At 64.1% G+C, this 12,352-nt stretch carries 15 protein-coding genes; 3 read left to right on the top strand and 12 right to left on the bottom strand.

The genetic code is table 11. From position 1 onward, the window contains the following. The first annotated feature begins 32 nt into the window (after positions 1 to 32). The gene (locus A5673_RS14270; RefSeq protein ID WP_068233176.1) at positions 33 to 1,031 is read left to right on the top strand and encodes an NAD(P)/FAD-dependent oxidoreductase; all 999 of its coding nucleotides are present in this window, start codon (positions 33 to 35) and stop codon (positions 1,029 to 1,031) included. Between the two features lie 75 nt (positions 1,032 to 1,106). Here the strand turns inward: A5673_RS14270 and A5673_RS14265 are convergent, their stop codons facing one another. From A5673_RS14265 to A5673_RS30035, 10 genes are all read right to left on the bottom strand, one after another. Next, a complete protein-coding gene (locus tag A5673_RS14265; protein WP_068233173.1) occupies positions 1,107 to 1,760 on the bottom strand; it encodes an RraA family protein in 654 nt (217 codons plus the stop codon). Next, complete coding sequence (locus tag A5673_RS14260; protein ID WP_068233170.1) at positions 1,757 to 2,299, bottom strand: DUF421 domain-containing protein; 543 nt, start codon at positions 2,297 to 2,299, stop codon at positions 1,757 to 1,759. Before A5673_RS14260 ends, A5673_RS14265 begins: the two co-directional genes overlap by 4 nt. A gap of 138 nt (positions 2,300 to 2,437) precedes the next feature. Beyond that, positions 2,438 to 2,713, bottom strand: coding sequence for a DUF6510 family protein (locus A5673_RS14255; protein WP_068233167.1), 276 nt, complete (start codon positions 2,711 to 2,713; stop codon positions 2,438 to 2,440). A 14-nt stretch (positions 2,714 to 2,727) separates the two neighbouring features. Next, entirely contained in the window at positions 2,728 to 3,456 is a 729-nt protein-coding gene (locus A5673_RS14250; RefSeq protein WP_231971095.1) for a ferredoxin reductase, read from the bottom strand. Between the two features lie 16 nt (positions 3,457 to 3,472). After that, on the bottom strand, positions 3,473 to 4,072 hold the full coding sequence (locus tag A5673_RS14245; protein WP_068233161.1) for a molybdopterin-dependent oxidoreductase: 600 nt from the start codon (positions 4,070 to 4,072) through the stop codon (positions 3,473 to 3,475). A gap of 87 nt (positions 4,073 to 4,159) precedes the next feature. Then, complete coding sequence (locus A5673_RS14240) at positions 4,160 to 5,530, bottom strand: NAD(P)/FAD-dependent oxidoreductase (RefSeq protein WP_068233158.1); 1,371 nt, start codon at positions 5,528 to 5,530, stop codon at positions 4,160 to 4,162. A 157-nt stretch (positions 5,531 to 5,687) separates the two neighbouring features. Next, positions 5,688 to 6,245, bottom strand: a complete 558-nt coding sequence (locus A5673_RS28420; protein WP_082958732.1) for a DM13 domain-containing protein — start codon at positions 6,243 to 6,245, stop codon at positions 5,688 to 5,690. A 49-nt stretch (positions 6,246 to 6,294) separates the two neighbouring features. Beyond that, positions 6,295 to 7,710 (bottom strand): NAD(P)H-quinone dehydrogenase, encoded by a 1,416-nt coding sequence (locus A5673_RS14235; protein WP_068233155.1) that lies wholly within the window; start codon positions 7,708 to 7,710, stop codon positions 6,295 to 6,297. 33 nt (positions 7,711 to 7,743) lie between these two features. Beyond that, positions 7,744 to 8,199 (bottom strand): DUF5709 domain-containing protein, encoded by a 456-nt coding sequence (locus tag A5673_RS14230; RefSeq protein WP_068233152.1) that lies wholly within the window; start codon positions 8,197 to 8,199, stop codon positions 7,744 to 7,746. A gap of 27 nt (positions 8,200 to 8,226) precedes the next feature. After that, positions 8,227 to 8,616, bottom strand: a complete 390-nt coding sequence (locus tag A5673_RS30035; RefSeq protein WP_231971107.1) for a four-helix bundle copper-binding protein — start codon at positions 8,614 to 8,616, stop codon at positions 8,227 to 8,229. 501 nt (positions 8,617 to 9,117) lie between these two features. Here A5673_RS30035 and A5673_RS14220 point away from each other — a divergent pair. Beyond that, positions 9,118 to 9,774 (top strand): sigma-70 family RNA polymerase sigma factor, encoded by a 657-nt coding sequence (locus tag A5673_RS14220; RefSeq protein WP_068233149.1) that lies wholly within the window; start codon positions 9,118 to 9,120, stop codon positions 9,772 to 9,774. Between the two features lie 75 nt (positions 9,775 to 9,849). Next, positions 9,850 to 10,086, top strand: a complete 237-nt coding sequence (locus tag A5673_RS29110; RefSeq protein ID WP_156748208.1) for a hypothetical protein — start codon at positions 9,850 to 9,852, stop codon at positions 10,084 to 10,086. An 18-nt stretch (positions 10,087 to 10,104) separates the two neighbouring features. Here the strand turns inward: A5673_RS29110 and A5673_RS14215 are convergent, their stop codons facing one another. Together A5673_RS14215 and ctaD are read right to left on the bottom strand one after the other, a co-directional pair. Further along, on the bottom strand, positions 10,105 to 10,548 hold the full coding sequence (locus tag A5673_RS14215; RefSeq protein ID WP_156748206.1) for a hypothetical protein: 444 nt from the start codon (positions 10,546 to 10,548) through the stop codon (positions 10,105 to 10,107). A gap of 57 nt (positions 10,549 to 10,605) precedes the next feature. Then, complete coding sequence (gene ctaD / locus A5673_RS14210) at positions 10,606 to 12,312, bottom strand: cytochrome c oxidase subunit I (protein ID WP_068233143.1); 1,707 nt, start codon at positions 12,310 to 12,312, stop codon at positions 10,606 to 10,608. Between the last annotated feature and the right edge of the window lie 40 nt (positions 12,313 to 12,352).

Below are 12,352 nucleotides of genomic sequence, written 5' to 3'. Positions count from 1 at the left end.
CGGCGGCCCGGCCGACGCGGCACCACCGACTGATGCGGTCGGCGGACAGGATTCGTGATGTCATCATCGTCGGGTCAGGCCCCGCCGGCTACACGGCGGCGATCTACACGGCTCGGGCCGGGCTGGACACCCTCGTCATTGAAGGCCACCAGCCCGGCGGTGCCCTCGCGGCCACCGGGCCGGTAGACAACTACCCCGGCGCCGGCCCGTTCGCCTCGGGTCCCACGCTGGCTGACGCGATGCGGCGACAAGCACAGCACTTCAGCGCCGAGTTACGCCCCGGCTACGTCGACAGATTCGACCTCGGCAACGAGCCTAAGGCGGTCGGCATCGGCGATGCTCAGCACCGGGGCCGCGCCCTGATTCTTGCCATGGGCTCGGTCCCCCGGTCCCTCAACGTGCCCGGCGAACGGGGGCGCGAGGGCGTAAGCGCCAGCGCGAAACGTGACGGTGCCCTGTTCGTTCGGCGCGACGTCGCGGTCATCGGCGGTGGCGACGGCGCCGTTGAAGAGGCACTCTTTCTTGCGCCGCTGGTCCGCCAGGTCACCCTCATCCACCATCGCCCCCAACTCCGGGCCTCAGCCACTGCCGTTGCTCGTCTGCAGGGTCATCCCAACGTCGCGATCCTGACATCGACCGAAGTGCTGGCCATACACGGTGGCCAACACGTCAGCGGGGTGCGCATACGCGACAAGTGCCGCGGCGGCGAATCCACCATCGCGGTCGCGGCCGTCGTCGTCGCTGTCGGCCAGACGCCATGCTCGGATCTCTTGGTCGGACGCGTCGACCTCGATGCGAGTGGCCACATCCTGACCCAGGGTGGTACGACCCGGACTTCCGCGGAGGGCGTGTTCGCTGCCGGCGACCTGATCGACCGCCGCTACCGCCAAGCAGTCACCGCCGCGGCCAGCGGCTGTGCGGCCGCACTCGATGCCCAGCGCTGGCTGAGCCGAACGCACAGTCCCCTGTTGGATTCCATTGGCGGGCAAGAAAAAATCCCCTCGCGACGCCAACGCGGCCCATCGCAGTGAGCGATACCTCGTTCACCACCGATGCCCTCGAGAGGCGGTAATGGTTGGCTTCTGCGCCCCGTGGTGCGGTCCGTGTCAGCGTTCAGTTTTCCCCGACGACGTGGACGGCGTCTCGTTCCGGATGGCTGCGATCGACTGTGCGTCCTCAACGACGACCTCGCACGCCCCCTGAAGAACGGTTCGCACCTCGTTGGCAGGGATGGCGACCGCACCGGAAGAGTCCGCAAAGATGTAGTCGCCGGGATGAATTCCCACCCCCGCCAGCACTACCGAACGGTTGGCCTCGTAGGGGACGACGACATCACCACCCCAGCGGGTTGCCTCACCTCGGCAATAGATGGCTAGGTCAGAATGTTGGAGTTCAGCGAAGTCACGCAGTCGACCGTCTGTGAGAATGCCTGCCAGCCGATGGCTTTGGACACGCGACAACTTCGTTCCACCGCCAAGTGAGGTGTCGGTATATCCGTTACTGGCCAGGACGAGGACACGCCCTTCAGCCCCATCAGCGATGGCTTCATAGAAGAGCCGCTTGAAGGTGTAGTGTTCGGGAGGCAGCGCGGTTCGACATGCGGGGAAGTAAGATATGGTCACGGCCGGACCAAATAGCACGCGGCCCGGCGTGGGACTCACCAGATCGAGCAGATCGCAGCGGTGTTGATGTAGCCGGCCCATCGCGTCCACCACGTCAGCGGTACGGACACGACGCGCGAGCTCACTAAGCGAACTCATCGTCGACACTGCCCACTCCGCCGCATATCAAGTCGAGAAGCGGGCCGATCACCCCTTCCATCCTTCAACAGAATCGAGATCGCGCCTTTGGCTTCGAAGATCGCCAGGTGAATACGATCGGCGCTTTCGTGTCCGTGCTGTCGTAGCACAGCCTCGAGATCAGCGCTGGTTAGTCCGCATCGCCTCAGGTTGCGTCGGTCGACTTGTCCGTTGCGGATCAGCACTTTCAACGGCGGATCGATGAAACTTCGAATCCACGGAATGAAGCGCAATCTCGCCAGGACCGCGTGGGTGCCTAGAAGGAAGATGAGCGCAGCGGTTGCGTTGAGCCACGAGGTATCGCTGGCGGTGGCGGCCCGGCCGACGATGGCTCCGGCGGCGACCGCAGCGATCCAGTCGAACGGCGCGAATTCGGCGAGAGTGCGGCGCTCCATGAAACGGAACAGGATCGCGGCCGTGAGGAACAGCGCCGAGGTCTTGATGGCAGCACCGGCGGCCCCGGAGGGGTCACCAATCAGGACATGAAATATTCGGTCCACGTGCGCCTGCCTTTCAACCGGTGGCCTCGTCGCGGGAGTCCATTCGGCCTACTCCCAGCCGTGAAGCGGCGAAACATGTTTTGTGCTCCGCGTTTTCGGGCGAGGAGCGCATCGACCGGGTCTCCCTCAGCAACGACATCACTGGACCGGCGTCGGGAGGCGCCAGGAGTGCGCGCCGCGGAAGTCGAGCCATACGTCGGTGGGTGTTTGGACCAGCCGGGCCAGGACGTTCCCGCAGCTCGCGCACCGCACCACGATGCCGGGCGCGCGGTTATAGACGTGACTCTCGGCGAAGGCGGCGACACGATCGCATCCGGCGCAGGTCAGCATCGCTGTCGTGACATCGAATCCGAGCACTTCTGCGAATGCACCACCGGCGGCGTTGCCGTCGACATGCGTTGGTTCGGTCATCATGCCCCGCTTCTCTGTTACTGGCTCGGCCCGAACCGCTCGGTCCGGATGGCTGATGGCTGATAGCCCTGCTCGATCAGCGTGGTGGTCACCGATTCCACAAATACCGTTGGGCCGCAAACATAGACGCGCGCGCCGCCGGCGGGCATCCACTCCGTCGGCGCGAGGTCAGCGGCGCGCACCCGGCCGGGCGGCCGGGTGGTCTGCGGCGCGGCCACGCGGGTGTAGACCAGCTCGACCCGCAGCCAGTCACAGGCACGCTCGAGCCGACCCAACTCGTGGGCGTAGTAAACGTCGGCGGGACTGCGCACGGAGTAAACAAGCCGAAACTGGGCGGCACCGGCCTCGACCCGCTGACGCAACATTGCCATCAATGGCACGATTCCCGAACCGCCGCCGACGAGCAGGACCCGAGCCGTTTCGGCGGGCTGCCACACAAACCAGCCGCCGATGGGGCCGCGAACTTCGATCTGGTCTCCGACAACAAGTCCGGCGAGGTAGGGCGAGACTTCCCCGTCGGGGATCTCCTGCACGGTGAGCTCGATGCGCTCACCATCGGCTGGTCGGCTCAGTGAATAGCTGCGTTGTGCGCTGTACCCGTCCTCGGCGGTCAGCTTGACATCGACGTGCTGGCCGGCCCGGTGACCGCCCCATCCCGGCACGTTCAGGCTGATCGTTTGAGCAGACTCGGTCTCGCGCGCAGAGTGCAGCACACGCGCGACCCGCCAGCCCAGCACCGGTATCACGTGGACTCCATGGCGGTTAATCGCCGGCGTAGCGTTGTTCTCGCCACGGATCCCCGTAGTTGTGGTAGCCGAATCGTTCCCAGAAACCGGGTGAGTCGCTGTCTCGCAACACGATGGACCTCACCCACTTCGCCGACTTCCAAAAGTACAAGTGCGGCACCAACAGCCGCGCCGGGCCGCCGTGTGCCGCGCACAGCGGTGCGCCCTGGTAGCCGTAAACGATCCACGCCTTTCCGCCGCGAAGATCGCGCAGCGGGAGGTTGGTGGTGTAGCCCCCGTAGGAGCCGACGAGTGCGAATTCGGCTGCGGTATGCGTCGATTCGAGAAGCGTGTCCAGAGAAACGCCTTCCCACTCGGTGTCCAGCTTGGACCACGTGGTGACGCAGTGGATGTCCACCGTGAGCGGCTCGCTGGGCAGGAGCTTGAACTGGGGCCAGGTCCAGGAGTGTTCGCCGCCGAGCTCGTCGCGAATGGTGAACCGCCAGTGATCAAGATCGATCCGCGGAGTCGGTCCTGCTTGCAGGACGGGGAAATCCGCGGTCAGATGTTGACCGGGCGGCAGCTCACGCGCCGACTCAACGTTTCGTCTGCGAAAACCTTTGTTGACGATGCTCATTGGTGCTCCGTTTCGGCGATAATCCAGTTGGGCCGCCGGTCAGTGGTGCCGCGTCGGGGCTGGCGCGTCGCGGCTAGGTTTCGTTGACTAGGAATGTGCCCCTGCGGCCTTCGGCAGCTGGATGACTTGCCTGGCCGTGAATTGGGCGTCGGCGCCGCAAACGAATCCCATTGACAAGACCGTGCGAGTGAAGAACACGTCGGTCAGATAGGCGAGTGCGACCGCCCAGCGGTTGACGAGCCGTGGGATCGCATAGAGGTGGTAGGCGCGGGTGACAAACTTCGCGGGATAGCCCGAGAGGTGTACGCCCAGCGGGTTGGCGACGGCGTAGCGCGGACCCAAGTCGACAACCATACCCTTGTCGCTGTGGCGGTAGTCCTTCCGCTCGCCGTAGCCGAGACTCGCCGCGACGTTGCGGGCCAACGTCTTACCTTGCCGGGTCGCGTGCTGGGCGGTCGGTGGGGCGATCTTGCCCGGCTGGGTTAGGTCCGGAACGGCGGCAGCGTCGCCCGCGGCAAAAACGTCGGGATGACCCGGTACCTGCAGATCCGTCCGCACCTTGAGTCGGCCCCGCTCCGTTTCCAACCCCAGCGTGGCGATCAGCGGTGACGGGGTCACGCCAGCCACCCACGCTACCGTGTAAGTGTCGACGCGCGAATCGTCGCTGAGCACAACATGATCGGCGTGGACCACCTTCACGGTCGTGCGCAACCGCACATCGATTCCGCGTGAGCGCAGCACGCGCATGGCCGCGTCGCCGAGCTTCTGCCCCAGCTCGGGCATCACTTGGTCGGCCAAGTCCAGCAGCACAAACCGCACCGAGGCCCGATCGAAACCTATCTGCTTCGCCGCCGCGTCGGCGAGCGCGCGCAGCTGCGCCGTCAATTCGGAACCGGAATACGACGCACCGACAACGACAATCGTGCGCCGCGCGGCGGCCCGGGCCTCGTTTTCGTCGACGTGAGCCAGTTCCAACTGCTCGATCACATGATCACGTAGATACAGCGCTTCGGCCGTCGACTTCAGGCCGTGTGCGTAGGTGGCCAAACCGGGCGTATCGAACAGCCGAGTCACCGAACCTGGTGTGAGGACGAGCCGATCCCACGACAGCGTCCGTACCTGGCTCTCAGGATCGGTGAACGAAAGCGTATGGCGGTCGAAGTCAACACTGTCGACCCAGCCGCGCACAGCACGCACGCCCTTAAGTGTTCCGGCCAGCGGAATACAGACAAACCGCGGGTCGACCAGCCCACCGGCCACATCGGCCAGCAATGGCGTGTACTGCAAGTAGTCGACCGGCGAAACAATGGTCACCCTCACGTCCGAGGCGCGCACCCTGTCTAACCGTCGGGCCAGTCCGCGCGCGCACTCGAAAGCGGCGAACCCGCTGCCCACGATGACAACCGAGGTGGCCGGTTCCGCCTTCCCCGCTTGACGGTGAAGTGGGACCGTGTTCATATCTCTTCTCCTACTTGATATTCGGGTATCCACATGGGGTTGGGATCGATCGCTCGAGGTTGTGGTATTCCTTGGCGACCACGGTGCCCTGAACCGTGGGGTGGTCGACCTCCGCAGAGGTCTCTCGCAAGAGCATCGCCCGACCCTGATCCATCTGTCACCACCCCCGTGCACGATTCACCCGGGTGATAATGCGGATGCTGTGACCGCAGCGACGCACGCTTCGCCCCAGGGGCTCATCGGAAAGGGGGCGCAATTGCGCCGCGCCGAAGGACACATTGAAGCGCTCGCACCACAGGATCACGCTGCTGAGTGCGCTGGTGTCGGTGCCGCTGGGCACGCCGTAGTCGGCGTTGCCCCGGTTGGCGCGTAGGCGGCCCAGGTCTAGGTGGTTGCTGTGTGCAAACTTTCGCCACGGGAACCTGGCGTGATCGACAGGTGTGGCGCTCAGCCATACGCGCAGTTGTGGTCCCAGGGTGGTATGCAGATTCTCCAGTCGCAGAATCTGCGCCCCGCCAGCCAGGGTTAGGAGCCGCGCGACACCGCTGGTTCGGTGGATGTGGCCGATGAATTCTCCACAGCGGGTGGTCTGGGCTCCAGGCGGCGGCCTTTCATCAGCGGTGGCCCTGAGCAATAACTTCCACGGCTGCAACCACCACAAGGCCACAGGCAGCCCGACGAAGGCAATCGCTCGTCGAGTGACGCGATGCGGCATCGGCCGCCACCGGAACCACAGAGTCACTCATCGGCCTCGAGTTCGTGCATCAGTTCAGATCATCGCGGGCTACGAGCCGGCGGGCCGCCTCGGTGATCGAGCCGGACAGCGACGGATAAATCGCAAGCGTCTGCGCCAAACCGTCAACGGTGATCCGGTTTTGAACAGCCATCGCGATCGGCAGTATCAACTCCGATGCGATCGGCGCGACCACCACGCCACCGATGATCACGCCGCTGTCCTGCCGGCAAAAGAGTTTGACGAAGCCGTGGTGGAGCTCCGACATTTTTGCCCGCGCATTGGTCCTCAATGGCAGCATTACGGTGCGGGCCTGAATCGAGCCGTCGTCGATCTTGGTCTGTGCGACGCCGACCGCCGCGACCTCGGGGTGGGTGAAGACGGTCGTCGCGACGGTGCTCAACTGGAGCGGATTTACGGGTTCTCCGAGCGCGTGATACATCGCGATCCGGCCTTGCATCGCGGCTACTGAGGCTAACGGCAGCAGACCAGTGCAGTCGCCCGCAGCGTAAATGCCCGGGACCGGTGTCCGCGATACCCGGTCGACGGCAATGTGGTTGCCGGGCCCGGGTTCGATGCCCACGCGCTCTAGCCCGAGCCGACCGGTGTTGGGCACCGATCCAAGTGTCATCAATGCGTGGCTGCCTTCAACGGTGCGGCCGTCGGTCATTGTCACCAGCACCCCGTCGTCGGTGCGCGTCACGGATTGTGCCCGTGCTCTTTTGATCAGCTTGACACCGCGTTGGGCGAACGACTCCTCGAGCACCTGCGCGGCGTCGGCATCCTCGTGCGGCAGCACCCGGTCGCGACTGGCGACCACCGTTACGGTCACACCCAGTTCGGTGTAGGCGTTGGCGAATTCGATGCCGGTGACCCCGCAACCCACCACGATGAGGTCGTCGGGCAGCGAGGTCAGGTCGTAGAGCTGGCGCCAGGTCAGGATGCGCTCGCCGTCGGGCTGCGCCGACGGCAAGATCCGGGGGCTGGCGCCAGTGGCGATCAACACCACATCGGCATCGCGGACCGTGGTCCCGCCGTCGCGCGCGGTCACCTTGACGCGATGACGCGCCAGACCGGGAGCCGCATCAACCAGCTCGCCGCGTCCCGCGATCAACTCGACGCCCATGGTCAGCAGCTCAGCGGTGATATCCCGCGACTGCTCGGCAGCGAGTGTCCTGATCCGTTGGTGGATTTCCGCCAAACAGATCTTGGCGTCGTCGATGTGAATGTCGAAACCCAGGCGGGCTGCCCGTCGCAGTTCGGTGCGCAACCCCGTGGACGCGATAAAGGTCTTTGATGGCACGCAGTCGCACAGCACCGCGGCGCCGCCGACCCCGTCGGAATCTACGACGGTGACTTGGGCTGCGGTGGGACCTCGCGCGGCGGCGACCAGCGCCGCCTCGTACCCGGCCGGGCCGCCACCGAGGATCACAATGCGGGTCACCATAGCCGGAATTTCACCGGCTGGCCGGACGGCAGGTCATCTGAGCGGCCATCCCTCATCGTCGCTGGTGTCTTCGTCGACGACGATATGCATGGCGGCTTCCTCGGCCGAGGCAGCGCCACCGTCGATGCCGACGTCGTGGGCACGGTAATCCGAACCTGGATCCGTCGCGTCGAGATCGAAGGCGACGAGCCGACCGGCGCGCATGTCGCCGACCTGATCGTCGATTAGCTCGCCATCGCTGTCGGCGCTGTCGCCGATCCCGTCGCCATCCCACTGATCGGTCACGTCGGGCACCTCACGGGCCAGCCGGCGCGCCAGACTTTCATGGGTCCGGGCTTCCCTCGCGGTGATACCCCACGCCCGCAGTTCACGCGGACGTTCCGGGGGCGAGTAGCCTTCGTCGAGGTCGATGCCGGTCTGTTCCGAGTCCAGGCTTTCTTCCGGTTCGAGCAGATGGGCCTGGACGTCGTCGAATTCAGAAATTTCCATCAGCGCGGCCCCACTCGGTAGGTTGCCTCAACCGAGCGCCCCAATAAGGTCCTGGCAGGCTCGTTCGCAGCGACGACATACCTCGGCGCACACGCGGCAATGCTCGTGCTTCGGGGCGTGCTTGTCGCACTCGTCCGCGCTTGTCTTACAGGCGGTGACGCACGTTTCGAGCACCGTCCTGGTCAAGTTGGCGTCGTAGTCCGTGTGCCGGGACAAGACGCGGCCGGTTGTCGCGCAGACATCCGCGCAGTCAAGGCACGTACGGACGCATTTGGTCAGGTGATAGACGTCCTCTTCGCTGAGGCAGGCGTCCGCACACGCCGTGCAAGCCTGGTCGCATTCGAAACAGGCGTCGATACACGCGATCAGCTTGGCTCTGTCGATCCGGCCTAGATCTCGCGGGTAGGTCTCCAGCATCCTCTGGGCGGCGCTCACTATGTCCTCCTTGCTCACTGCGATGGTTGTCTTTGCTGTAACGCCCGTGCGATGAGTCTCCCGCTGTGCTTCTTACACAACAGAACACGGCGGCGCGGGTGTGGACGTTAGAGAGCATGGCGTCCAGGAGGGTGAACTGTCTTCGCCCACCCGAGTCAATCACCCGGGTGATAGTTCGACATGTGGAGGGCGGTCGATCGCGGGCGTCCAGGCTCATTGGTGGCGCGGCGCTCATCCGGATGAATTGCCTCGGCGGGTGATGACCACTCACCCCGCGGCGGTGGATGCTGGCACCAGATTGGCAAGCGGAGGTGCTGTGGACGCGAGACAAATTCGTACCTGTGGTCAAACCCGGATCAGCGTCGGGTCGGCGCTGGAAGGAACGCGGTTGAACCGGGCACAACCAAAACGACATCGGCCGCTGAAACCCGCGCCACACGCTCCCCCTCGGCGCGTGGCAAGACTTTTCGTGAAGGCGGGGACATAGCCGTGGGTCGCGTGGGTGCGGAATGTTCACGATTGCCGGTCGGCCCGTCGAGCGCTCAATTTGAAAGCGCCGTCATCCCGCTCCTCGAGCCTCTCTATCGGCAAGCTCTCCGGATGACCGCCAATCGAGCGGATGCGGAGGATCTGTTGCAAGAAACAGTGCTCAACGCTTACGCAGGCCTCCGGGGCTTCGAGCAAGGAACCAACCTCAACGCATGGCTACGGCGCATCATGACCAACACCTATATCAGCACCTACCGGAGGCAAAAGCGCCGTCCCGCACAACACCCGACTTGTGAGATCACCGATCGACAGCTAGTGGCCAGTGCCACACGCGCGCCCGGTGGCCTCCGGTCGGCCGAAGACCAGGCACTCGAAGTGCTGCCCGACCCCTACCTCAAGGCAGCGATGATGGCCTTGCCTGAGCAATTTCGCATCGCGGTGTATTTCGCCGACATCGCGGGCTACTCCTACAAGGAGATCGCCGCGATGACGGACACCCGGCAAGGAACCGTGAGTTCGAGGCTCAACCGCGGCCGAAAACAATTGCGCGATTTGCTATTCGACTCACCGGCCGGACACGCGGCCCGGACAACCAATAAGGCGTCGAGACTCGCCGGCGGCGACCCGGCCGCCGATGCTTGCCGACGCTAGGCACAGACCCGCGCTAGGAAGATCCCGGCACGGGTACCGAATTCGCGGACTCGGCCGAAAAGATCAGGAGGCGTGATGAAGATAGCGAGCGTTCAGCGCACGTGTACCGTTTCCCCATCGTCGGACAGAAGTATCGGCGTGACGCTACCGCCACCGGAACATCTTGCTTTCTACGCCGGAGTCGGCGCAATGGCGGTACTGGGAATCATGGAATGGCCGGTTGTTGCCGCTTTGATAGCCGGCCACCTGCTTGTCAACGCGCAGCACAACAAGGTTCTTCAATCACTTGGCGAGGCACTCGAAGAGGCTTAGCCGATGTTGAGGAAATTCTCACGATCGCAAAATTGCGACCGCGACCACGCTGGTGATCAACCCGAATAGCAGATGAAGCCCGAGCCCGATTGGGACGGGGTTCAGCTTCGCGACCTCACGGGCGCCCCGATGGATCGCGCCGACGCCAACATAATTAATGAGCCAGAGCGCCGCGCCGGCCACCAGACCGGTTGCCAGGTACGCGTGCGTTACATCCTGCGCGAGTAGCACGATGACGATGCCGAATGCGGCCGATAACGCGATGTGCAGCGCCACGCCAACCAGGGTGGCCACTCCGAACGACCGTGCGTGCGCGCGTGCTGGGCCAAGAATGAGCTCGCCGATGCTGTTGGGTAGTCGCCACAAACCGCGCCCGGTCGCCGCGCCGTAGGCCATGCCGAGCGCGGCTATGGCAAGTCCACCGACAATGCCGCCAATAACGCCAGCGACGTAGCCACTCATAGCTCCTCCTCGTTGTGCAAAGTCTCCGCCACGGTCATAAACATTCCCGCGGCAGAGTTATCGCGCGTTCGATCGTGCGCGCATTATGTGGGCCTCGGTGCGCATCCGCTCGATCATGTGCGGATAGTGCAGCTCGAAGGCGGGTCGCTCAGAGCGGATGCGGGGCAGCTCGGTGAAGTTATGCCGCGGGGGTGGACTGCTGGTGGCCCACTCCAGGGAGTTGCCGTGGCCCCATGGATCGTCGACGGTGACCGGTTCGCCGTAGCGCCAGCTACGGAAGATATTCCACACGAAAGGCAGCATCGAGACCCCGAGGATGAACGCCCCGATCGTTGAGACGACATTGAGCCCGGTGAATCCATCGGTGGGGAGGTAGTCGGCGTACCGGCGCGGCATGCCCTTGTTGCCGAGCCAGTGTTGCACCAAAAATGTTGTGTGAAAGCCGATCAGCGTCAGCCAGAAGTGCAACTTGCCCAGCCGTTCGTCGAGTAGCCGCCCGGTCATCTTGGGAAACCAGAAATACACCCCGCCGTAAGTGGCGAACACGATGGTGCCGAACAGCACGTAGTGGAAGTGAGCAACCACGAAGTAGGTGTCGGTGACATGGAAGTCGATGGGCGGGCTGGCGAGCAGCACGCCCGACAGGCCGCCGAGCAGAAAAGTCACCAAGAAACCCATTGAGAAAAGCATCGGGGTCTCGAAGGTCAACTGGCCCTTCCACATGGTGCCGATCCAGTTGACGAATTTGATTCCGGTAGGGACGGCGATCAGGTAGGTCGCGAACGAAAAAAACGGCAGCAGCACTGCACCGGTGGCATAGAGATGGTGGGCCCAGACCGCGATCGACAGCGCCCCGAGGCCGATGGTGGCGTAGATCATGGTGTAGTAGCCGAACAGCGGCTTGCGGGCAAACACGGGGATGATTTCGGTGATGATGCCGAAGAACGGCAGCGCAATGATGTAGACCTCGGGATGGCCGAAGAACCAAAACATGTGCTGCCACAGCAGGACTCCCCCGCTAGCGGGGTCAAACGCGTGCGCGCCGAGGTGGCGGTCTGCGGCCAGCCCGAACAGCGCGGAAGTCAACAGCGGAAACGCGACCAGCACCATGATGCTGGTCACCAGGATGTTCCAGGTGAAGATCGGCATTCGAAACATCGTCATGCCCGGGGCACGCAGGCACACCACGGTGGTGATCATGTTGACCGCGCCCAGGATGGTGCCCAGCCCGCCGACGATGAGCCCGAGGATCCATAAGTCACCTCCCGGGCCCGGGGAATGGACGGCGTCCGACAGCGGGGTGTACGCGGTCCATCCGAAGCCCGCAGGCCCGCCGGGGGCGAAGAATCCCGCCAGGGCGATCAGCGCACCAAAGACGAAGAGCCAGAATGACAATGCATTGAGCCGAGGGAAGGCGACATCGGGTGCGCCAATCTGCAGGGGCAGCACCAGGTTTGCGAAGCCAAACACGATCGGGGTCGCATAAAGGAGCAGCATGACCGTGCCGTGCATGGTGAACAGTTGGTTGTACTGCTCGTTGGAGAGAAACTGCAGCCCGGGCGCGGCAAGTTCGGCACGCATCAGCAGCGCCATGAGTCCGCCGACGAAGAAGAACGTAAAGCATGCGACGACGTACATCATCCCGATCACTTTGTGATCGGTCGTGGTGATCAGCCGGTAGATCAGGCTACCCCTGGGGCCGGTGCGCGCGGGGAATGCCCGGCTTGCCCGAAGCCCTTCGAACGGGGGTGCCGAAGTGGACATGGATCGGTCTCCTGGATCGATGAAACCTGCGCCGTCGCGG

The organism is Mycobacterium sp. E3198, from assembly GCF_001667015.1.
Taxonomy (GTDB): domain Bacteria; phylum Actinomycetota; class Actinomycetes; order Mycobacteriales; family Mycobacteriaceae; genus Mycobacterium.
Note: the sequence above shows the minus strand (reverse complement) of the source record. Positions and strands in the feature narration are given on the sequence as shown.